Below are 21,155 nucleotides of genomic sequence, written 5' to 3' on the forward strand. Positions count from 1 at the left end.
TCGAGCTGGTGCAAGGGGCCTCCCGGGCGGACGGCCCCGTGCCGTCCGCTGAGATCCGACACCCGTGGTTCGGGCATCGACCTGACTGGCTTATGCCCTCGAACACGCGCTGCCATGCCGACTCATGTGACGACGCCCCGGTGAACTCCTGGGGATCTTGGGGTATCCCCCTGAAAACGCGACACTTCCGCCCCGAACGGGGTACCCGGAGGGGTTGGTCAGCCGCCGTAGCGGCGGTGGCGTGCCGCGTAGTCGCGCAGCGCGCGCAGGAAGTCGACCTTGCGGAAGGCCGGCCAGAAGACCTCGCAGAAGTAGTACTCCGAGTGGGCGGTCTGCCACAGCATGAATCCGGACAGCCGCTGCTCGCCGCTGGTACGGATCACGAGGTCGGGGTCGGGCTGGTCGCCGGTGTAGAGATGGCGGCCGATCATGTCGATGTCGACGGCCTCGGCGAGCTCCTCCATCGAGGTGCCCTTGTCGTGCGCGTCCAGCAGCATCGACCGTACGGCGTCGGCGATCTCCTGGCGGCCGCCGTAGCCGATGGCGACGTTGACGAGTATGCCGTCGACGTGGGCCGTGGACTCCTCCGCCTCCTTCAGCGCCGTCTGCATCGGGGAGGGCAGCAGGTCGGGGGTGCCGACGTGGTGGACCCGCCAGCGGCCGTCGGCGGCGAGGGTGCGGACGACGTCCTCGATGATGCCGAGGAGGGGGCCGAGCTCCTCCGGCGGGCGGTTGAAGTTGTCCGTCGACAGCAGCCAGAGGGTGACGACCTCGACGTCCGTCTCGGTGCACCAGCCGAGGAACTCCTCGATCTTCTCCGCGCCGGCGCGGTGACCGTCGACGGGGGTGGAACCGGCGGCCTTCGCCCAGCGCCGGCTGCCGTCCACGATGACACCGATGTGCTTCGGCACCTGGGCGTGGTCCAGGTGGCCTTCCACCCGGCGTGCGTAGAGCCTGACGAGCAGGCCGCGCAGCTTGTCGCGCAGGTTCACGTGTTTGTCAGCCCCTTTGACGGATGGCGGTCCCCGCGGCTAGAGCGTACCGGGGAGCGCCGGACGCCCGGCGTCCGGGGGCCATCTGCCCGTGCGCTCCTGCGTGTTATAGGAGGCCGGTGGCGTCGGCGCGGCGGAGCCGTGAAGCCCTTCGAGTGGGTGGCCCCTGGGTCGGCGGGAAGGCGGCGGGACGTCGGCGGGACGAAGCGTCCTGGTCCGCGTGAGAAAAAAACGGGCCGGTCCGTGGGGGGGAGACGGACCGGCCCGAGGGGGGGGTTCCACCATAACCCTTCGTGAGGGATGGTGGGTGCATCGGCGTGCCACAACTACTCTCCGGAGTCGGGCGGCGACGGCACGGTGGCCGGCCGAAGGCCTGCTCATGGGGGTTTCGTGGCCGAATCACGGCGGAATCATGGGGAGGTGGGGCATCGCCCAAGCGGGTGACTCCGGGTCGGAACGTTTCTTTGACGCCGGGAAGTGGGCGCGGCACCGCGCAGCCCCCTCCTCTGCGCGGTGCCACCGCGCAGCTTTGCCAGCGCGAATTGCCTCGCTTTGAACTTACGTCAGCCATCGCCCGGATGCGAGCCGCCTGGGATAACGATGTGGAAACCCCGTGAAGACCATGGATATGCGGGACAGATCGACACACGATGCACCAGTTGTCCGATTTGCAGCTATCTCAGGGCCATCCGCAGCCGTGAACGTCAGGCGCGTGGCTTACGGGCCTCCAGGAGGTGGCGGCTGCTGTGGGCGACGAAGGAGCCCTCGGACTCGATCCGCTCGTGCAGGGACCGGAGCCGGGGCTCGTACTCGGCCACGGTGAAACCGGGGACCATCCACACCACCTTGCGCAGGAAGTGGACGACGGCGGCGATGTCGTGGAACTCGATCCGCAGCCGCTCGGCACGCAGGTCGACGATCTCCAGTCCGACGGCCTCGGCGGCGGCGCGCTCGCGGTCGGGGTGGCGGTCCGAGCTCTGCGCCTCCGGCTGCGGGCCGAGAAAGTACTCGACGAGTTCGAAGACGCTGCGCGGGCCGACGTGCTGGGCGAAGTACGTGCCGCCGGGCTGCAGTACGCGCGCGATCTCCGCCCACTGGGGGTTGACCGGGTGCCGGCTGCTGACCAGGTCGAAGGTGTCGTCGGCGAAGGGCAGCGGCGCGTCCTCCGGTGCGGCGACGACCACGATGCCGCGCGGCCGCAGCAGGGCGGTGGCCTTGGTGACGTTCGGCGGCCAGCCCTCGGTGGCCGCGGCGAGCAGGGGCGTCCTGACCACCTGGCCGAGGGCGAAGTCCAGGACCTCGCCGCCGCCGGTCTGGATGTCGAGCGAGGCGGTGGCACCGGCCAGGCGGTCACCGAGGGAGCGGGCGAACCCCCACGAGGGCCGCGCCTCGGTGGCCCGGCCCTCGAACCACGAGAAGTCCCAGCCCTCGGTGGGCACGGCGGCGCCCTCGGCGACGAGGTCCTCGAACGTGCGGGTGCGGTGGGAGGTCATGGGAGTGATCGTCGCAGGATGCCCCGGGCGGGCGCCGCTCCTTTTTCACCCAGCGGGTCAGACCACCCTGGGCTTTTCGCCCAGCGGGTCAGGGCACCAGGGACTCTTCGCCCAGCCGGTCAGGCCACCAGGGACTCTTCGCCCAGCCGGTCAGGCCACCAGGGACTCTTCGCCCAGCCGGTCAGGCCACCAAGGGCCGGACGTCCTCCGCGGCGAACCGAACGAAGCCCTCCGGGTCGGGTTCGTCGGCCGTCGGCTGCAGGACGACCGTGTCGGCGCCGGCGCCGGCGAGCCGCTGGACGGCCTTTGCGACGGCCCCCGCGTCCCCGGCGACGCCGAGGTCGGGGACGTCCGCTGCGCCCTCGTCGGCGAGTTCGGCGCGCAGCCGGGCGGCCGCGTCGGGCCCGGTGGCGGTGAGGAGGTAGACCACGACCCGGTGCCGGTCCGTCCGCCCCGCCTTCTGGCGCCCCTCGTCGATGAGCAGACGGGCCCGGCGGACACCCTCGGGCGGGGTGTTGGCGGTGAGCACCGTGCCGTCGGCGGCCTCGCCCGCGAGGCGGAGGGTGCGCGGGCCGGTGGCCCCGGTGAGCACCTCGACGGGACCATCGGGCGGCCAGTCGAGGGCGACGTCGTCCAGCGAGACGTACCGCCCCCGGGTGCTGACGCGCTCGCCTCCCAACAGGGCTCGCAGCGCGACGAGGTGCTCGCGCAGCAGGGTGAGCGGCGACTCCGCCCGCGCTCCCACCTGCCCCATCCAGTCCTGCACACCATGGCCGACACCGAGGATCGCCCGCCCCGGGAACATCCGGTGCAGGGTGGCCGCCTCCATCGCCGTGATGGCGACGTTCCGCAGGGGCACCGGGAGCAGGCCGACGCCGATCCGCACCCGCTCGGTCCACGCGAGGGCGGCCGCGGCGGTGGAGATCCCGCCCTGCCGGAAGCAGTCCTCCCACAGCCAGAGCTCATCGAGTCCCGTCTCGTCGGCGAGCCGGGCGAGGGCCCGCAGCCGCTCGGGAGGGAGTTGGGGACGGAACACCGCGCCGAGTTCGGTCATGCCGCCTTCCTACCCGCGGCGGAGGGAGGGGACAACTCCTTTACGGCGTCGGCTCGTACCGCAGCAGCACGACGCCGTTGCCGAATGTGTGCGACTCGACGAGCCGGAGGGAGGTCAACGTGTCGGTGTGCGGGAACAGGGGCTTGCCCCGGCCGACGAGAACGGGGTGGACGTAGATCCGCAGCTCGTCGACGAGGCCGTACCGCAGAAAGGTCTCCCCCAAGTCGGCCCCGCCCAGCGCGAGATCACCGCCCGGCTGCTCCTTCAGTGCCAGGACCTCTTCCGGTACGACCTCACGGACGAGGGTGGAGTTCCAGCCGACGTTCGTGAGGGTCCGGGAGTAGACGACCTTGGGGAGGTCCCGCCAGATCGGGGCGAACTCCCTGACGGGCGTGGGGGCGTCGGGGTCGGCGTCGGCCGTGGGCCAGTAGTCGGCCATGAGCTCGTAGACGACCCGGCCGTGGAGGAGTCCGCCCATGCTTCCGACCGTGGCGTTCATGTGCCTGTGCAGTTCGTCGTCGACACGGTGCCAGCTGATGTCCCGGTCGGGACCCTCGATGTAGCCGTCGAGGGACACGGACATCATCAGGACGATTTTGCGCATCGGACACCTGACCTGGGCAGAAGAGAGAGGATCTCCCACGGTACTGGGACCGGCACGGACCGCGTGGGAACTCCACGGCTTGGAGGTGGCTCCGGGATGGGGCGTTGGCAGGACGGCCGCGGGAAGCTGATCGTGCACGGGGCGCGGGAGGAGCTCGCGGTGCCACTGGAGATCGCCTCCTCCTACCGCGCCCGGACGACGGGACTGCTGGGACGGGACTCCGTCGACGGGGCCCTGCTCCTCTCCCCCGCGGGCAGCGTGCACACCTTCCGGATGCGCTTCCCCATCGACGTCGCCTACCTCGACCGCCGGCTCCGCGTCATCGCCGTACGCACGATGAAGCCCGGACGACTGGGGCTGCCGCGGCTGCGTTCCCGGCATGTGCTGGAGGCGGAGGCCGGGGCGATGGAGGGGTGGGGGGTACGGGTGGGGGTGCGGGTGGTGGTTGTCGTGGAGTAGTGGCGCGTAGAGGTGCTTGATTCACCGCCGCCATCAGCTCCGTAGGAGATTCCGTCAGAAGCTCTGTAGAAGATTCCGTCAGAGAGTCCGCGGATTCCGGCCGACGCTAGTGCCGAGACGGTTCAGGACGTTGACGACGGGGGACGGGTCCGCCGGGCCGAGATGGCTCGCGGTCGGGAAGTCGTGGACCGTGAAGCGGTTGTGCGGGGTGAGGGCGTCGGCCTCCGCGATCATGCGGTCCTGGAGTTGCGTGGCCACGGTCCTGTCCTTGCCGAAGCGGAGATAGGTGCGCGGGACCCGGCCCCAGGTGGCCGCCCGGCCGACCGCCCGGTTGCCGTACGCAGTCGTCGACTCGTCCGTCTGCATGCCTTCCAGTACGCGCAGGAACTCCGCGTCCGAGTAGTCCGCGCAGATCATCTCCTTGAAGGTGGCGAGGGCACGGCGATCGGCCGTACGCCAGTTGAGGCGCAGTACGCCCAGCTTGTCCGGGTCGCCGATCATGTGGTCCACCGGGCTGATGGCGTGCTGCCCCTCCGGGGAGGCCGCGCAGGCGTCCAGGGAGGGCATGGTGCGGCTCGGGCAGAAGGCGGCCATGTAGCAGATGTGGTCGAGGAGTTCGGGTACGGCGTCGGCAACCCGGCTCACCGAGGCACCGCCCATGCTGTGGCCGACCAGGATCACGGGGCCGCCGAGTCCTGCCGCCCGGCGGACCGCGCCGGTGACGCGCCGCTCGAAGTCGTCGAGGGTGAGGGCAGCGACCGGCGAGGGCTCGGTCGCGAGGGCGCGCAGGTCCTGTGTCTGGTACGCCTTCGGGATGAACTTCGCGGTGCCGTGCAGGGGTTGGTCCACGGCGACGACCCGGTGCCCGCGCAGCGCGAGCTCCCTGCCGATCGCCGTCCAGAACGCGGCGGCGCTGTGGGTGCCGTGGACGAGGACGTACGTCCGTACGCGAGTCGGGTGAGGCGTGCCGGCGGCGGCGTGGGCGGTGCCCGCACCTGTACCTGTACCTGTGGCGAGTGCGGCGGCACCCGCCACACCGGCGAGGCCCCCTAAGGCGCGGCGCCGCGAAGTTCCTTCGGGATGAGGGTTCTTGTCGTCAGTCATACCGATGAGGCTAGGAATCCCCTCGGTGTCACACGATGGCCCTGCACACCCGGTCGAGGGTGTACTTGCCGACACCTACGGCCCGTTCGAGTAGCCGTACAGCATCCAGGCGAGGTCCCCTCGCTGTTGGATCCGGACTCGTGCAGTGGCCCTTGCCGAGGGTGCCGGTGGTGCGCGTGCCGCCGTGAATCTTGCTTGTGCGCAGGGTGAGTTGAGTTCATCGTGATCTCGTGACGGAACGTTGTGATGTTCGTTCTGTCTGTGGTCGCCGGTAGAGTTGGGGCAGGTCAGGGCTGGTCGGAGCGGGTACGTCCGCCAGCGTGCGTGACGCGAGCACGACACGCACGACCGACCGCGAGTGACGCAGCGAAGTAAAACGGGGAGCTGGGCATGGCCGAAGAAGTGAGCGTCGATCTCGACGAACTCGAGAAGACCGTCACCGCGTTGAACCAAGTACTGAGCGATCTCGGCAAGGCGAACACCGACACGGCGACCAACACGTACCTCCCGGAAGGCGCCCTCGGAACCGGATTCGACGAGGCGCACAAGCTCGCCAACGCTCACAACGAGATGAAGACGTACATCGAGGACGTCGTGAAGTACCTCAACACGGTCATGGACGAGTTCGGGCGCAAGACGAAGTACACGCACGGGGCGTACCAGGACTCGGACTACGCGGCGCAGGCGAGCTTCCCGAACGCGGGGCAGTAGCGACCGTGAACGCGGAGGCGGCTGAGGCGATCAGGGACCAGGGGGCACAGGGGCATGGCTGAGAACGACAAGTACATCGACTACGACTACGTCGAGATGAACAGGTGCTTCAACGAGAAGCACACGACCCCCTTCGCGGGCGGCAAGAACATGGACGAGATGAAGGCCATGGTCCGCCATGCCAGACCTGACCTCGTGGAAGACGTCGTCACGGGCTGGAAGGGCGTACAAGCTCAGCTGGCCACGATCCAGCGCGACTTCGAGAAAGAGGTCGCCCGCATCCAGGAACACTGGAAGGGCGCCGCCGCCGATGGATTCGCCGCGAAGGCCACGCAGGTCAGCAAGAGCATTGGCGACACGGCCAAGTACGCCGGGCACACGTCGCTCGCCATGGCGAATGCCGCCTACACACTGGGCAAGGTCAAGGATGACGTCCTGGCGATGAAGAAGCCGGGGAGGGTTTCCAGCCTTCTCAATTCCGCAGGCGACGGATTCACCGGCGACGACAGCGGCATGAAGAAGGACGTCGCCGCCGGGATGGGTGCGCAGGAGGTGGCCGACCGCAACCACGACGACCTGTCGGCGGGGCGGGAGGCGCAGCTGGCGATGGCGGCGAAGATGGAGACGTTGGGGGCGTCCTACAATTCGCAGGCGAAAGCTATGGGGTCTTGGAATAGGAAGCCGCCGATCGAGAGCGAGAAGGACTACCCCGGGGACCCCGGCGGCATTACACCCACGCCGGTAGCCACTCCGTCGGCCACTTCGCCTCGAAGCCCGCAGAAAGCGACTGTAGATACCGCCGGGCACGCCCAGACTGGCACTATCAGCCGGTCGAAGTCGGTGACTCCGCCTTCGGACATCACCGGTGGAGCGCATCAGTCGACGGCGCCGGTACGGAATGTAGGCACGGCGATTGACGGCATCTCCGGTGGCACCACTGGTGCGCCGACGGTCAGTGTCGGGGGCTCCGTCGGTGGTGGATCCGCTGGCGGCAGCGTCGGGGGTGGCGCTGGCATCGTCGGTGGTGGGGCTGGCATCGTCGGTGGCGCGGCTGGCGCTGCGCGCGGAGCGATGGTCGGCCGGCCCGGAGGGGGCGGTATGGCCGGCCGGGCTGGATCTGGTGCGGGTGCAGCCGGGAGCGCCCGCCCAGGAGGCTCAGCTCGCCACTCGGGTGGCATCAGCGGTGGGACGCCCAAGGCGGGTGCGGGTGCGGGTGCGGGTGCAGGGACAGGCAGAGGGACCGCTGGCGGCTCGGGCCTGCACAACAGCCGCGGTGCCGCGGGTCGAGGAGCCAGCGCTGTCCGCAAGGGTGGAATCGCGGGTGCACCAAATGGCCGCAACGGTCGCCCAACGGACGAAGAGCAGCGCGAGCGGGAGCGTCCCGACTATCTGGTCGAAGATGAGGAGACCTGGACCCCGCAGCGTAACGTGGCACCTCGGGTCATCGAGGGGTAAGCGCGACGTGCCGTAGTAGACGGGAGGTGCGGGGGATGCATTCCTCACTCTCATTCCCTCACCAACCTTAGAGAGGACACACGGATGAGGTTCACCCGGGCACTTCGCGCCGCGGGCTGCGGCATGCTGACCGGCGCGCTGCTCTTCGCCGCGGCACCACTGTCAGCGGCAGACCAGGTCAGAGATGACCAATGGGCATTGAAGGCGCTCAATGCCGAATCCGTGTGGAAGTTCTCCAAGGGACAGGGCGTCACAGTTGCCGTTATCGACGACGGAGTGAACGCCAGTCACGTCGACCTTCAAGGAAATGTCCTTGAAGGCAAGGACTTCATGGACGGGGGTAGCGCGACCCCAGATTCAGGCGATAATCACGGAACAGCAATGGCATCCATCATCGCCGGACATGGACACGGCACGCATGATGGCGTGATCGGCCTGGCGCCCGAGGCGAAGATTCTACCGATCCGGGAGTACGGCACTGACGGACCGGGAACGGACGTTGCCATTCGATACGCCGTCGACCATGGCGCATCTGTGATCAACGTGTCGCAATGCTTTTCTTCCACAGATCAGAGCCAGTTGGACAAGACTTCAGACGCTGTAGCCTACGCGTTGAGTCACGATGTCCTAGTCGTGGGCGGCGCAGGAAATGACGGCAACTCGTCTAAATGCTATCCGGCAGCTTCACCGGGCGCGCTGGGTGTGGGTGCCGTGGCGAACAACGGGAAGGTCTGGGAGAAATCCAACTCGGGCCCTCATGTCTCATTGACAGCTCCCGGAACCAACATCGTCTCCGCCAACGGCGCTGGCAATGGATATCACGCAGGCGACGGCACGTCGGATGCGACCGCCTACACCTCAGCAGCAGCCGCCCTCCTCCGATCGAAGTTCCCCGACCTGACGGCAGGGCAGATCGCCAACCGCCTCGTAAAGACAGCAGCCCTGCCCGACGCCGAGAAGGGCCTGCCCCTCCCTGACAAGAGCTACGGCTACGGCATCATCCAGCCCCTCGCCGCTCTCAAGGACAACATCCCAGCCGGCTCGAAGTACGGCCCCTTGACCGTCCCGGAGTCCCTGAAGGAAAAGTCCGCCGCTCCCGGGCTCAGCGCTTCCGACGACGAGCAGGAGAAGACGAACCAGAAAGCCGTGATCATCTGGGTCGTCATCGGTGTCGTGGGACTTGCCGTCATCGGCCTGGTCACGCTCCTGATCGTGAAGCGATCCAGGCGCAGCAGGAACAGCAACGACGGACCCACCAGTCCCAGCGCTCCCGTCGCCTACCCCCAGTACGGCCAGCAGCCCTACCCGCAGCAGAACCCGTACCAGCAGCCGGTCTCACCGCAGCAGCCCAATCCGTACCAGCAACAGCACACCCCGCCTCAGGGCCAGTGGCCGCCCCAGGGGTAGCCGTCAGCGGAGGGCGATCGAACTCAGAAGGGCGCGAAGTCACTGGTAGCGCGAGCCTTCAAAGCTCCGACAAAGGGAGCGAAAGCACCAACCGGGACAGTGATCGTTGCCCTGGCCGGGTCCTTTGAATCTCGGATGGCAACAATCGTCGGCAAGTTCGATATCTCCACGCAGTTGTTGCCATCGCCGCCGCCGGAGTAAGACGACTTACGCCATTTTCCTGAGGGTGCCATGCGGTGCCTCACAGTTCCTTGACAAGTCTGTGGATGAAGTCACGGGACCGTTCGGGGTCGAGTGACGCAGCCTTCATTCTACGGAAAAGCGTTCGAAAGACGCGGAGTTGGGCTTCGGAATCAACCAACGCGGTACCGTGCGGCGCATCGCGAACGGCGGTATCAAGTCTGGGGACAGTTCCGCCGACCAGCATCACGGTGGACCACGTCCCGCCGAAGCCGTCCAGGTCGAACGGGATCACCCGCACAGTAATGTGATCGGCTTCGGAGCGCTCCAACACGTGGGCGAGCTGGTTGCGCGAGGCAGCACGGTCACCCAGCCTGATACGCAGTGCCGCCTCGTGGACAACTGCTTCGTAGGGCACGGTGAGCCGCTGCCGTTCCAATCGGTGCTGTACGCGCAGTTCCAGTTCCGTCCGGGGGAGCTCAGGAACCCTGGAGGAGAAAGCGGCACGGGCGTAGTCAGGCGTCTGGAGCAGGCCCGGGATGAAAAGGAACTCGACGTCGCGCCGATAGGTGGCGTGATGCTCCAGCTCGGCGATGTCCAGGAAAGACGAGGGGAGCAGACCTCGGTACTCTTCCCACCAGCCGCGAGTCCGGTCGACGGCCATCGCGACCAGGCCGTTGACGAAGTCCCCGTCCGTACAGGCGTAGTGAGATGCCAGTCGGCGCAGTCGTTGCTCACTCACACCCGTGAGCCCCGACTCGATGTGGCTCATCTGGACTCTGTTTACTCCTAGCAGCGCCGCAGCTTCAGTGGCGGAGAGCCCTGCGGCTTCACGGAGCCTGCGCAGCTCGGCCGCCAGGCGCAGGTGACGTGCGGTGGGTTCACGCCTCAGGACCATTGCTCGCTCCTCGATTCGACGCACCTGCTGTACAAACCCGTTCGGGTCCGGATCACGCAATCACCTTGTCGCGGATGACATCTTAGGTCTACTTTCAGTGACGCGACGCACACTCTGCGGAATCACCGGGTCCCCGGAAGCGCACCGCTCCGTCCTGCCACGACGGCTGCGGCAATGCCACCGCCGGAACATTCCGCAACTCTCCCGCCCTCCCGCACGAAAGCGGAGTTGCCGCATGCCCGCAAACGCCTCTTGGGAGTACACGCTGTACATCCCGAACGACCCCAGAGCCGTCACCATCAGCCGCCGCACCCTCCGCTTGATCCTGACGATGCACGGCCTGATCCGTCTGGTCGACACCGCTGAGCTGCTCGCAGCGGAGTTGGTCTCCAACGCCGTACGCCATACGAAGGGGCCGGCTGCCCTCCGGATCACCTGGTCGACGGGCGTCCTCAGGATCGGCGCTTGGGATGCCGACCCTGAACCGCCTGAGCCGCCGGGCGATTTGAACTTCTCCGAGGAAGCAGAGGAAGGGCGAGGGCTGGTGCTGGTACGGGCTTGCGCTGACCTGTGGGGATGGCAGCCACTGTCCAGACACGGCAACCGAGGCAAACTCGTGTGGTGTGAACTCGGCACAACGTAGCGGTCCGTGCGGGACTCGGGCGCGGAGCCCGTCGGTGACCAAGTCGGTGGTGAAGAGCACCTTCTGACACAGTGGGTCTCCTCGTCACGTGGATCTGGGGCCCAACGCCGCAGATCCACGCGCGTGAGTTCCCGAATCAGCAGCTGTTGGCCTTGGCTACGACCGGAACAAGCTGTCTCACCAACTGCGTGAGCGTCTTGTCCGCCTTGGAGAGATCCTTGGGGTAGAAGGCCAGGATCTCCACAGAGAAACTGGTTCTGGGCAGATCGTCCGCATCGGGCGAGTACCCGGGGCACGCCGCCACCGCCACAGCACCCCGGGAGTACAAGGCGATGTTGCCAGAGGGGTCGACGGTGACCTTCTTGTCTCCGTCCCCGTAGTCGGTGGCCCTCTTCTCGGCGATCTGGCGGGCAGTTGGTCTGTCTTCGTGGAAGAAGTTACTGACGAGGAGTGTCTTGGCGTTGTCGACCGCATAGTCGCACCCCGAGGCGTACTTTCCGTTGTCGAGGGCGTCGCCAGTGTGCGTCAGCTTGCTCCCAGGTGGAAAGAAGGGCTCGACAGCCTTCTTCCCGACGTGTGCTCCGCACAAGGTGTCGGGCAAGGTGTACGCGACTTCGGGCTTGTCCTCGCCAGAGCAGGCCGTGAGCAGAAGCGCGGTGGCAGAAAGTACTGCGCAGCCCATACGGCGGCTAGAATAGCGATCAGCCACGGTAATGGTCCCCCCACTCGGCGCCGGTGGCGTGGCTCTGGGCGACCTCTCGGCCCACAGCGTCCTGCAAGTCCTCGCTCCCTCCGGAACGGGCGATGTCAGCGCGGACCGCTTCCCGCAGCGCCGACTCACCGCTGGTGTAGCTTCTGCCCGCCTCGCTTTGGGCCTCACCGGTAGTGTCCTGATGCAGCCTGTTGGCCACGTTCTCCTGGATATCCTCGATCGCCCAGCCAGCGACGTCGCCGACGACGGGGACCTTGATGGCACCTGTGGCCAGGCCCAAGCCGCGACCGACCCACTTGTTGGCGGTGTCGACACCTTCGTTGTACTCGGCGTCCCCGTGCGCGTGGGTGTCATGAACGGCGTGAGCACGGGCAGCGCTCATGATGCCCGCGACCTCGGCCCCCGGGTGCGCGGCGGAGGAGACACGCTGCGTGAGAGAGACGTCGCTGTCGTCCGGCCCCTTGATCTCCGCGTCGATGACCGCCGAGGTATAAGCCTGCTGGGAACCAGTGAGCGCGGCGTAGGCGTCGGGGTCCTGGCTGACCTGATAGAGGAACTCCTTGGTCACTTCGGGATCCAGATCAGCACTCGTACCTTGAACCGGCAGGCTCGTCTGGCCGCTGACTGAGCGTTGGATGTCGCCCATGTAGTCGGCGCCGATGTTGCCAAGGCTATCGCTCGCGGCTGCATAAGGGGCGGTCCCATCGTCGCTGTTGAGGAGCCCGCCGGCATCAGGTCCACTGAATTTATTGATCACTTGGGAAGCGAGAGCCGCCTGCTCCGAACTGTGCGCGAGCGGGCCCGTGGAAGGGTCGGCACCGGCGGGACGGCCCGTGGTGGCGGCTTCGAGAGCGTGGCCCAGCGAGTCCGGGAAGTCATTCATGGACTTCTTCGCGGCGTCCGGGTCGTGCCCGGTGATGTCGGGGAAGGACTCGTAGTCCTTGTTGACCAGGTAGTCCAGGTAGCTGTTCGCGCCGTCGATGTTGGCGAGTTCGCCCTTGTGGGTGCCGTCCTCGGCGTACTTCTCCATAGGTGGGGTGAAGTAGTCCGTCGCCGCCTGTGGGCTGTGCCCCAACGCCTCCAGGACGCTGTTCATCGGGTCGTAGCCCACGCCGTTCTTGCCGGAGGGATTGAAGCCGTACTGCGGGTCTCCGAAGTCGGGCTTCGTTCCGGCGAAGAAGTACGGGTTGCTGGCGTGGAGTTGGGTGACGTGCTCCGCGATGGGGGTGAGGAAGGAGGAGTCGTAGTTGCCGTAGCGGAGGATGCCGCCGAGGAGCTGGTAGCCGTAGGGGCCCTCGCGCATGCTGTCCGGGTACAGAGCGATGTGCTGGGTGCCGAGTTTGCGCAGGTCGGCGGTCCACTGCTCGTCCAGGTGCGGGGTCTTGCCCGGGTTGGTGGCGGTGGCCAGGTTGTTGCCCATGTTGCGCTGCAACTCCTGGAGCAGCGCCTTGCGTTCGTCGCCGGCGTCGGTGGTCTGGAGGGCGAGCTGGCCGTAGAGCTGGAGGGTGCCCTTCTGGCCGAGCTGCTTGTAGAAGTTGGTGGAGAACTCCGCGTCGCCCTGGTTGGACTTCAGCAGGTGGTTGAGCTCGGTGAGTTCGGTGTCGGTGAGCTTGTCGCCCTTCTTCATCAGCTCGGCCGCGTGCGTGGCGTCGGCGGAGTCGAGAGAGGTGACGACCGTGGAGTTGAAGTTGTCCGTGTAACCGCCGAGGTCGCGGCGCAGGGCCCAGCAGGCGGTTTCGTCGGCATCGGCGGCCTGTTGGAGGACGGCTTCGATACGGCGGGCGAAGGCATCGCAGGCTTGCTGCTGTTCGCGGATGAGGGCTTGGCCGTCGGGGTCACGGCGGCCGATGGGATCCTGGGAAGCGTCGTTGCGTGGGGTGACGACACCGGTGGCGCTGACGTGCAGATCCTGCTTCGCGGCCTCCACCTCGGCGAGGTGCTTGAGGTCGTCCTGGGCCTTCTTCAAAGCGCCATGCAGTGAAGTGAGGACACCGGCGATGCCCTCTGCCTCCTTCTGGGCGTCCGCGAACTCCTGCTGCGCCGCGCGGACATCGCTGTCCGCCTTGGCCGCGGTCAGAACGGGCTGGTGCCAGCCGGCCTGCTTGAAGGGCGCCGCGACCTCGTCGCCGTACGCGGTGTGCAGCCCCTTGAACTTGGAGGCCGTTTCCTTCCAGCGGTCGGCGGCGGCCTTCAGGTTGCTGAGGTTCAGGTGATAGAGCTGCTCGTACGTCGGCATGGCTGCGGTGGGTCCCCGTGGTGTGGTGATCGTAGTGAGCGGCGGCGGGTTCGTGTCAGGTTCACCCGAAAGGTGACGGCTGGCCGGACAGGGAGCGCATGGTCTGCGTGTTCGCCGTCTCCGTGCTCTGGTAGAGCAGGCCCGAACCGCCGCACTGGCGGGAGAGACCGTCGCACTTGGACGCCAGCGCCGAGACCTGGCTCGACCAGGTCTCCGCCAGGCCGCTGAGCGCTCCGCCGAGGCCGCCGTCCCAGTTGCCGCTGCCGAAGTCCTTCGACGCCGAGCGGGTCTCGTCCACCGGGTGCGCACCGGTCGTTCGCGTCCGTCCCGCCATCTCCTGCGCGCCGGTGCCCGCACGGTTCAGTGCCGCCGGATCCTCGATGTCCGTCCCGCCCGACATGCAGTGTCCCCCATTGTTCGCTGCCGCCCCTCATCATCCGGGGCTTGCGATTTGTTACGCGAATCGATTAGCGGTGAGCGAGTAAAAAGTATCACCGTGGCGGGCTGCCATTTCTGGGCTTCGGCTGGATTCCGACCCTGACGGCACCGACAGGGCGGACACCGCAGCCGTTGTTCTGCCGGGCGTCAACAACCCGCTTATCCCGTCGCCCCAGGGCCAATTACTACATCTTTTGCTACTCTTGTTTCATGGACTCTGCGGAGCAGTACGACAAGGACGAGGGCCCGGCACAGAAAGTCAGCGTGTCCATGCCCGCGGGCCGCATCGCTGCGGTCAAAGCTCGCGTCGGAGCACGCGGCTTCTCCGCCTATGTGAGCGCGGCTGTCGAGCGGCAGATACAGCGTGATCTGCTGGAGGAACTGCTCCAGGCGAAGGAGGCGGAGATCGGCCCGCCCTCTCCTGAGGTCCGTGAATGGGCCGCCGAGATCTTTCGTGAAGCCGAGACCATGGCGGCGAACGAGCGGGACGCCGAGGATGACGAGAGGGACACCGGTTCGCAGTGGCGCGCACCCAAAGCCAGTTGAGCCATGGCGTACTGCTTCTCGACAGCGAGGGTCTCAGCAGGTTCATGGACAACGACCCGTACGTCACCGGTCTGATCCGGGCAGCGCAGGCCAAGGACGCTCTCGTAGCCCTGAGTAACCTCACGCTGATCGAGGCATGGCATGCCAAGATCCGCATGGATCGCCTCCGGTGGCACGTGTCGCGGCTGGAGATCCTGCCGGTCACGGACTCCATCACGTGGCGCGCCGTCGACCTGCTGCGTAATGCCAACCTGCACGGTCACAAATACGCGATCGACTCGGTGGTGGCCGCCACCGCGCTTGGATACTCCGGCCCTCGTGTCATCGTGACCTCGGACGTGGATGACATGAACAGGTTGTGCGGGGACAAGGTCCGTTGCGTAGGCGTGTGACCAGGTGCGACGAGGCGGCTCCGCCTCACCGTGTCTTTAGGGCACAGACACCTCCCTGATCCGGCCAATCCGCCGCCCGTCAGCCGTCTGACGGGGAGTTGTCAGGTTCGCGGGGTTCGATGTCCTCGGCTTTCTTCCCCCCCACCGAGGAGTGTCATGACCCACGCCGCTGCCGACGCCCAGGACGAGGCCGTTCCCGACTTCCCGATGCCGCGGGCGGCCGGGTGTCCGTTCGCCCCGCCCCCGGCGATGATGAAACTGCACGCCGAGGAGCCCGTCTCCAGGGTCCGGCTGTGGGACGGCAGCGTGCACTGGCTCGTCACCCGCTACGAGGACCAGCGGGCCCTGTACGGCGACCCGCGCCTCAGTGTCGACACCACCCGGCCGGGTTTCCCTTACCTGAACGAAGCCTTCCGGGAGACCGCCGCCAAGAACCCGCCGTCCTTCCTCAACATGGACGACCCCGACCACGCGCGCATCCGCCGGATGGTCACGGGTTCATTCGCCGTCAAACGTATCGAGGCCATGCGGCCGGCCATTCAGCGGATGACCGACGAGCTGATCGACAAGATGCTGGCCGGGCCCAAGCCGGTCGACCTGGTGGAGGCCCTCACGCTCCCCCTGCCGTCACTGGTGATCTGCGAACTGCTCGGCGTCCCGTACGAGGACCACGACTTCTTCCAGGCCAACAGCAAGGTGGGGCTCCGCCGGGACGTGACAGCCGAAGCGGTTCGGGCCGCCTTCGGCGAGATCTACCAGTATTTGAGCGGCCAGATCGACGCGAAGCTCGCCGACCCGGCGGACGACATGCTGTCCGAGTTGGCCGCACGGGTGCGGACCGGTGACCTCACCCACCACGACGCCACCATGCTGGGTGTCCTGCTGCTCGGCGCCGGGCACGAGACCAGCGCCAACATGCTCGCGCTGGGCATCCTGGCGTTCCTGGAACACCCCGACCAGCTCGCTGTCGTCTGCGACACCGACGACCCGAAGGTGCTGGCGTCCGCCGCGGACGAGATGCTGCGCTATCTGACCGTCGTCCACAACGGCCAGCGGCGGCTGGCCCTTCAGGACCTGGAGATCGGCGGCCGGTCCATCCGGGCCGGCGAAGGCGTCATCATGCCTGGCGCCACCGGCAACTGGCAGGCCGACGTCTTCCCCGAGCCCGAACGGCTCGACGTCCGCCGCGACGCCCGTCGCCACATGGCCTTCGGCTTCGGCATCCACCAGTGTCTGGGCCAACCCCTGGCCCGCCTGGAGCTCCAGGTCGTCTACCACACCGTCTTCCGCCGCATCCCCACCCTGCGCCGGGCCATCGACCTCGACAAGATCCCGTTCAAGGACGACGGCATCGTGTACGGCGTCTATGAGCTGCCGGTGACCTGGTAAGGGCCCCAACGGCCACGCACGAACGCCGGTTCCGGTCCGTCCCGATCACCCGGAGCCGGCGAAACGGCGCTTCGCTCACACGTCAGCGGTTCAGGTCCATGACCCCGACCCCTAGTCCCGCGTAGCGTTCCGGGGCCACGGTGGCCACGAGCGCCCCGTCCGGAAGCTCGTCGGCCCCTTGGCCAAAAAAGCCACCCACGCGTCGCACTGCCGCAGCCATCCGCAGAGGTCCCAGCACATCCAAAGAGACAGTTGCCGTGAATACACCACAGCCGAATTCATCCGCCCACCCGATGGGGAGCCCGCTCGTCGCCGGCCTCCTCCACCATGTCGAGGTGTGGGTTCCTGATCTTCAGCGAGCCATTTCCGAGTGGGGATGGCTCCTGGAACAGATCGGCTACACGCCGTTCCAGAAATGGCCAGACGGTCGCAGCTGGCGGCTCGGTCCCACCTATATCGTCTTCGAGCAGTCCCCCGCCCTCAGCGCGAGCGTCCATGACCGGATGCGGCCCGGCCTGAATCATCTGGCCTTCTACGTAGCAGACACCGCCACATTGGACAGCCTGGTCAGACGGGCTCCACACCATGGCTGGACGCTGCTGTTCCCGGACGAACACCCACACGCCGGCGGCAGACATCAACACGCGGCATACATGGAAAACAGCGACGGATTCGAGGTCGAACTCGTTTCCATCCCATCTACGGGCGGAACTGAGCCACACGGGACGCCAGAAAGTTGACCAGCCGGAGCCGCGGCCAACTCGGGTGACCGCAGAGTTTCCCGCCGGGTGATCTTCCGGCGGTACGCGCACCCGTACACAGGCCGGTGTCTCCCGTTCCTCCAGCATTCCCAGCACCGACGCCATCGCGCACCCCTCGTTCACGGAGCGGAAAAAGACGCCGGATGCTCCCTCATTCTGAGCTAGACCATGCCCTGGCGAGCGGAAATCAAGCGATCGTATGTGGTTGAGACACGCCTTCTCAATTCAGGTCTTTGAGGTGCTGAGACCACCACCCTCGATCGGACTGCCAGTCCTGGAGCCACGACACGAAGTCGACTTCCGGTTCTGCTTCCTCTCCCGCATCGGCGTAGGGGGCCGCGCATCCGTCTCCCAGCCACCAGACCCGGCCGCGTTGAGGTCCAGTCACGATGAGTATCCAGAACTCACGGTCGCGATTGCTGCCCAGGAGGATCGATCCGTGCTGATAGATACCGTGGAGTAGGGGCGAGTGCTGGTCGTGGTCGTAGTAGTCGTACTCCCACTGCCACTCCGCCTCGAGGGGGAAGGGCACCGCAGGGTTCCGCACGGCCGTGCCGTCGAATGGTTGGGGGCTCAGCCAGCATTCGGCTTCCCAGCGCTGCCAGCTCTCGGGGAGTTGTCCCAGTGGTAGCAGCTCATGCGCCGAGGACGGGCCTTCCCAGGTGCCGTTGGAGATCTCGGCGACGAACGTCCGGTATGGCTCGGGCAGTTCAAGGACGTGTTCGGCTTCCCATGCCCTAACAGCAGGCCAGCCAAGGGGAGGGCGGCGGAGGTCGTGAGGAATGGCGTCGCTGAGGGCGGACATCGCCATACGGAGTCGCTGCTCGGCGAGGTCTGTCATGAGGCTCCATGAGTGGGGAGGATTCGCTTCGAATCGAGTGCCGGGCTCCGCCCGTTGCCAGCAGGCCTGTCGAGAGCGCGGCTCGCTGTCAGTCGCTGCTCAGTGTGGTGTGTCGAGGAGGTAAAGGGCGGTGAGTCTCGGGAGTCGGCGTCGCATCTCGTCGGGGTCGTCGAAGTCGAAGTCTTCGCCCATGTCTTCGGCGTCCTGTCCGGAACTGTCCCGTGAGTCCGCGTACTCGTCCCAGGCGTCGTAGAAGTCCTCCTCACCGCCGGTGACGCGCTTGAACGCTTCGCCGGCCGCGTAGTTGACGTCCTCGTAGAACACGGCCTCATCGTCGTACGCCCCTGCGGCGGCGATCACCGCAGGATGCTCAGCGAGACTGTCCGGGCAGGCCGCAGCCCTCTCGTACCAGTCGCGGCCCAGCGCGATCAGGCCGGCACGGAAGTCCATGAAGCTATCGTCCGAGCAGCCACCGCCGATGAGGTAGGCGGCTGCCCACACGTCCCATCGATACGCGGCGTCATGCACCTCGTCGAAGCGTTCCTGGTAGCGGAGGATGTCGTCCTTGGTGCGGGCGGCCAGCTCATCAACCAAGGCTCCGTCGAAAGGCCTGTCTGGCCCGACGGCCGAGCGGGCGGCCTCGATGATGGTCCAGAACTCAGAAGTGTCCATGGCTGGGCACTCTGCCAGTCAGGTCTGACAACGACTCCTGTCGGGCGGACGGCCCCGCTTGCCGAGCGAATTTTTCTGCGTCTCAGGCACATACGCCGCGCTGGTCAGCCTTCCCCCCGCGGGAACGACACCTCCACCCGGCGGTTCTTCTTGCGGCCCGACTCCGTCGCGTTGGAGGCGATCGGGTAGTCCTCGGAGTAGCCGCGGACCTCGTAGGTGATGCCCGAGTCCTTCAACTCCTGGTCGAGGACGTCCTGTACGGCGTTGGCGCGCTGCCGGGACAGGGTGCGGCCGTGGGCGTAGCTGCCCAGGTTGTCGGTGAAGCCGAAGACGCGGATCCGGGTGGCGTTCTGGTTCTTGATCTCCGCCGCGATCGCGGAGATACGGGCCCTCGCCTCGCCGTTCAGCTTCGCGCTGTCCTTGCCGAACAGGACCTCCGCCTGGAGGGCGAACTTCACGTCCGCGTTGGTGTCCTCGCGCCGTTCGTCTCCGCTCTGGTCCTCGACGACCTGCTTGATGTCCAGGACCTTCGGTTCGGCGAGGGTGGCGCCTTCCGGGAGCTTCAGATCCGGGTCGTTGGGGTCCACCTCGACGGGTGCGGTGGCGGAGGGTTCGGTGCCCGGGGGAACGCTGGGGCCGCCGTCGTCGGCCTGCGCCGGGGTGAGAGTCAGGGCAGCCATGAGCGAGACGACCGTGATGGCCAGGGCGAGGCGGGGTGGGGTTCGGGTGGCGGTCATGGTGGGCGTCATCCGGAGATCTGGATGGGGGCGGAGGCGAAGGTGGGGAGCTGGAAGGTGACGTCGGTCGTGCTCGTCGGGGGGGCCGGGAACTGGACGAAGACGGCCAGGGATTCGCCGGGTTGCAGGGACGAGAAGCCTGTCGTCGTCAGGGGGCGGCCGTCCGTGTCGCGCAGCACGTAGTAGCGCTTCTTCGACGTGGCGTCCACCAGGGTTGCGCCCCCCAGCGACATGCCGTGCCGGAGGATCTCCGTCTCGTCTCCGCGCACCGCGGGGGGAATGGTGATGCGCTTGGAGCCGTCGTTCTTCAGGTTGCCGTTCACCGTGACGAAGCCGCCGGTGTCACGAGTGGCCGAGGTGATCTGGAGCAGCAGCCCGCTCGAGCCCTTCAACTCCGCCATCGGCTCGTCGGATTCGCCTTCCTGAGTACTCGGGTCGGACCCGCCCGTGCGGGAGGCCGACGCCGACGTCTCCGGCTTCTTGTCGTCGTCCCCTCCACCGCTGCAACCGGCCACACCGACGGCCAGTGCGGCCGCGATCGTCAACGCGACCATCCCCCTGCGGGCCTTCGCCGTGAACCGAATGCTCATCACTCCGCTTCCTTCGTCACTCGTCGTTCGCTTGTGCCAGATGGACGTCGAAGAGGTCCTCGGGTCCGGGCAGATCCGTGAGGTCGTCCGGGTCCAGGGTCCACACGACACCGTCGTCGCAGGTGAGCTCCGGCAGCACGTCCGCGTCCGCGCCTTCGCCAGGCAGTTTGAACTTGCAGATCGGTTCGATGACCGCCTTGGCGACCTCGGTCGACTGCTTGCCCTCGACTCCGGGGACTATGGAATCACCGACGGTCTTGTTCGTCTTGACCTCGACCCTGTAGCCCGGGTACAGCCCCGGTACAGACTGGCAGGACAGGCGGGTGGCGTCATTCTGCGCGGCCAGTTGGTCAGCCCGCTCGCACCCGTTGAAGTCAACTCCCACGCCGTCGAAGATGTCCTGCCACTTGGTGGGATCGAGAACGTTCTCCACCCACTTGTCGGTGATGTCGTCCCGGGTGTCCAGGGCCGCTGCAAGCGCCGCCGCGTCGGCCGCCGTCTGGGCGCCGTTCCGATTCGCCGCAGCTTGGCCGACTGCCAGGTAGGCGAACGCGAGAAAGAGCAGGCCCGCCACCACCATGATGTAGATGGGGAAAGCCTGCCCTGCGTCGTCGTGTCTACGAGGTCCGGTCAGCCGCTGATGACTTCGTTGACCTTGTCCACGATCGCGGTGTAGATCGTGTTGCCGATATCCGTCCCCGTAATCGCCAGCACAATCGCCACCACCACCGCGATGATGCCCAGGTACTCGACCGCGGTCTGACCCTTGTCGTCGTTGAACCGGTTGCTCATTGCGGGCCCCTTCGGCGTCGTCGCTGTCGACAACCGGAACGTAGACCTG

25 protein-coding genes are annotated in these 21,155 nt (G+C 66.9%); 9 read left to right on the plus strand and 16 right to left on the minus strand.

The window, feature by feature from the left end; genetic code table 11:
* Positions 1–218 precede the first annotated feature (218 nt).
* The 4 genes from ACIBJB_RS26770 to ACIBJB_RS26785 form a co-directional block, all read right to left on the minus strand.
* Positions 219–992 carry an isoprenyl transferase gene (locus ACIBJB_RS26770; protein ID WP_306976893.1) on the minus strand — a complete coding sequence of 258 codons (774 nt, stop codon included), beginning with the start codon at positions 990–992 and terminating at the stop codon, positions 219–221.
* A gap of 704 nt (positions 993–1,696) precedes the next feature.
* Positions 1,697–2,485 carry a methyltransferase domain-containing protein gene (locus ACIBJB_RS26775; protein ID WP_398933812.1) on the minus strand — a complete coding sequence of 263 codons (789 nt, stop codon included), beginning with the start codon at positions 2,483–2,485 and terminating at the stop codon, positions 1,697–1,699.
* A 181-nt stretch (positions 2,486–2,666) separates the two neighbouring features.
* Positions 2,667–3,539 carry an LLM class flavin-dependent oxidoreductase gene (locus tag ACIBJB_RS26780; protein WP_398933814.1) on the minus strand — a complete coding sequence of 291 codons (873 nt, stop codon included), beginning with the start codon at positions 3,537–3,539 and terminating at the stop codon, positions 2,667–2,669.
* Between the two features lie 40 nt (positions 3,540–3,579).
* Positions 3,580–4,143: a dihydrofolate reductase family protein gene (locus tag ACIBJB_RS26785; RefSeq protein WP_398933816.1), complete on the minus strand. Its 564-nt coding sequence runs from the start codon at positions 4,141–4,143 to the stop codon at positions 3,580–3,582.
* Positions 4,144–4,239: 96 nt separating this feature from the next.
* Between ACIBJB_RS26785 and ACIBJB_RS26790 the strand changes: the two genes are divergently transcribed.
* Positions 4,240–4,602, plus strand: coding sequence for a DUF192 domain-containing protein (locus ACIBJB_RS26790; RefSeq protein WP_398933818.1), 363 nt, complete (start codon positions 4,240–4,242; stop codon positions 4,600–4,602).
* Positions 4,603–4,680: 78 nt separating this feature from the next.
* Here the strand turns inward: ACIBJB_RS26790 and ACIBJB_RS26795 are convergent, their stop codons facing one another.
* A complete protein-coding gene (locus ACIBJB_RS26795) occupies positions 4,681–5,706 on the minus strand; it encodes an alpha/beta hydrolase (protein ID WP_398933820.1) in 1,026 nt (341 codons plus the stop codon).
* Positions 5,707–6,096: 390 nt separating this feature from the next.
* Between ACIBJB_RS26795 and ACIBJB_RS26800 the strand changes: the two genes are divergently transcribed.
* The 3 genes from ACIBJB_RS26800 to mycP all read left to right on the plus strand — a co-directional run bounded on the left by ACIBJB_RS26800 (position 6,097) and on the right by mycP (position 9,279).
* Positions 6,097–6,417, plus strand: a complete 321-nt coding sequence (locus tag ACIBJB_RS26800) for a hypothetical protein (protein WP_057609968.1) — start codon at positions 6,097–6,099, stop codon at positions 6,415–6,417.
* Positions 6,418–6,471: 54 nt separating this feature from the next.
* Positions 6,472–7,872, plus strand: coding sequence for a hypothetical protein (locus ACIBJB_RS26805; protein WP_398933823.1), 1,401 nt, complete (start codon positions 6,472–6,474; stop codon positions 7,870–7,872).
* Between the two features lie 84 nt (positions 7,873–7,956).
* Entirely contained in the window at positions 7,957–9,279 is a 1,323-nt protein-coding gene (gene mycP / locus ACIBJB_RS26810; RefSeq protein WP_398933825.1) for a type VII secretion-associated serine protease mycosin, read from the plus strand.
* A gap of 23 nt (positions 9,280–9,302) precedes the next feature.
* Here mycP and ACIBJB_RS26815 read toward each other — a convergent pair whose 3' ends face one another.
* Positions 9,303–9,512 carry a DUF397 domain-containing protein gene (locus ACIBJB_RS26815; protein ID WP_398933827.1) on the minus strand — a complete coding sequence of 70 codons (210 nt, stop codon included), beginning with the start codon at positions 9,510–9,512 and terminating at the stop codon, positions 9,303–9,305.
* A gap of 8 nt (positions 9,513–9,520) precedes the next feature.
* Entirely contained in the window at positions 9,521–10,357 is an 837-nt protein-coding gene (locus tag ACIBJB_RS26820) for a helix-turn-helix domain-containing protein (RefSeq protein WP_398933829.1), read from the minus strand.
* Positions 10,358–10,592: 235 nt separating this feature from the next.
* Here ACIBJB_RS26820 and ACIBJB_RS26825 point away from each other — a divergent pair, with 235 nt between their 5' ends.
* Positions 10,593–11,000 (plus strand): ATP-binding protein, encoded by a 408-nt coding sequence (locus ACIBJB_RS26825; RefSeq protein WP_398933831.1) that lies wholly within the window; start codon positions 10,593–10,595, stop codon positions 10,998–11,000.
* A gap of 136 nt (positions 11,001–11,136) precedes the next feature.
* Here ACIBJB_RS26825 and ACIBJB_RS26830 read toward each other — a convergent pair whose 3' ends face one another.
* From ACIBJB_RS26830 to ACIBJB_RS26840, 3 genes are all read right to left on the minus strand, one after another.
* Complete coding sequence (locus ACIBJB_RS26830; protein ID WP_398933833.1) at positions 11,137–11,709, minus strand: hypothetical protein; 573 nt, start codon at positions 11,707–11,709, stop codon at positions 11,137–11,139.
* Positions 11,702–13,948, minus strand: a complete 2,247-nt coding sequence (locus ACIBJB_RS26835; RefSeq protein ID WP_398933835.1) for a hypothetical protein — start codon at positions 13,946–13,948, stop codon at positions 11,702–11,704. The genes ACIBJB_RS26830 and ACIBJB_RS26835 overlap by 8 nt, the downstream gene beginning before the upstream one ends.
* Before the next feature lie 61 nt (positions 13,949–14,009).
* The gene (locus ACIBJB_RS26840) at positions 14,010–14,348 is read right to left on the minus strand and encodes a hypothetical protein (protein WP_398933837.1); all 339 of its coding nucleotides are present in this window, start codon (positions 14,346–14,348) and stop codon (positions 14,010–14,012) included.
* Positions 14,349–14,596: 248 nt separating this feature from the next.
* Here ACIBJB_RS26840 and ACIBJB_RS26845 point away from each other — a divergent pair, with 248 nt between their 5' ends.
* The 4 genes from ACIBJB_RS26845 (at position 14,597) to ACIBJB_RS26860 (ending at position 17,453) form a co-directional block, all read left to right on the plus strand.
* The gene (locus tag ACIBJB_RS26845; RefSeq protein WP_398933839.1) at positions 14,597–14,932 is read left to right on the plus strand and encodes a hypothetical protein; all 336 of its coding nucleotides are present in this window, start codon (positions 14,597–14,599) and stop codon (positions 14,930–14,932) included.
* Positions 14,908–15,324, plus strand: a complete 417-nt coding sequence (locus ACIBJB_RS26850; protein WP_398933841.1) for a PIN domain-containing protein — start codon at positions 14,908–14,910, stop codon at positions 15,322–15,324. The genes ACIBJB_RS26845 and ACIBJB_RS26850 overlap by 25 nt, the downstream gene beginning before the upstream one ends.
* A gap of 156 nt (positions 15,325–15,480) precedes the next feature.
* On the plus strand, positions 15,481–16,713 hold the full coding sequence (locus tag ACIBJB_RS26855) for a cytochrome P450 (RefSeq protein WP_398933843.1): 1,233 nt from the start codon (positions 15,481–15,483) through the stop codon (positions 16,711–16,713).
* A gap of 293 nt (positions 16,714–17,006) precedes the next feature.
* Entirely contained in the window at positions 17,007–17,453 is a 447-nt protein-coding gene (locus ACIBJB_RS26860) for a VOC family protein (protein WP_398934023.1), read from the plus strand.
* A 241-nt stretch (positions 17,454–17,694) separates the two neighbouring features.
* On the opposite strand, the gene ACIBJB_RS26865 is transcribed toward ACIBJB_RS26860, so the two are convergent.
* The 6 genes from ACIBJB_RS26865 to ACIBJB_RS26890 form a co-directional block, all read right to left on the minus strand.
* Positions 17,695–18,315 (minus strand): SMI1/KNR4 family protein, encoded by a 621-nt coding sequence (locus ACIBJB_RS26865; RefSeq protein ID WP_398933845.1) that lies wholly within the window; start codon positions 18,313–18,315, stop codon positions 17,695–17,697.
* A 99-nt stretch (positions 18,316–18,414) separates the two neighbouring features.
* Positions 18,415–18,987 (minus strand): DUF4240 domain-containing protein, encoded by a 573-nt coding sequence (locus ACIBJB_RS26870; protein WP_398933847.1) that lies wholly within the window; start codon positions 18,985–18,987, stop codon positions 18,415–18,417.
* A gap of 104 nt (positions 18,988–19,091) precedes the next feature.
* Positions 19,092–19,724 (minus strand): OmpA family protein, encoded by a 633-nt coding sequence (locus tag ACIBJB_RS26875; protein WP_398933849.1) that lies wholly within the window; start codon positions 19,722–19,724, stop codon positions 19,092–19,094.
* 8 nt (positions 19,725–19,732) lie between these two features.
* On the minus strand, positions 19,733–20,314 hold the full coding sequence (locus tag ACIBJB_RS26880) for a hypothetical protein (protein ID WP_398933851.1): 582 nt from the start codon (positions 20,312–20,314) through the stop codon (positions 19,733–19,735).
* A 16-nt stretch (positions 20,315–20,330) separates the two neighbouring features.
* Positions 20,331–20,948: a pilus assembly protein TadG-related protein gene (locus ACIBJB_RS26885; protein WP_398934025.1), complete on the minus strand. Its 618-nt coding sequence runs from the start codon at positions 20,946–20,948 to the stop codon at positions 20,331–20,333.
* Entirely contained in the window at positions 20,945–21,106 is a 162-nt protein-coding gene (locus tag ACIBJB_RS26890; protein WP_167368204.1) for a Flp family type IVb pilin, read from the minus strand. The genes ACIBJB_RS26885 and ACIBJB_RS26890 overlap by 4 nt, the downstream gene beginning before the upstream one ends.
* Between the last annotated feature and the right edge of the window lie 49 nt (positions 21,107–21,155).

It is taken from the genome of Streptomyces sp. NPDC050759, assembly GCF_044456945.1.
Taxonomy (GTDB): domain Bacteria; phylum Actinomycetota; class Actinomycetes; order Streptomycetales; family Streptomycetaceae; genus Streptomyces.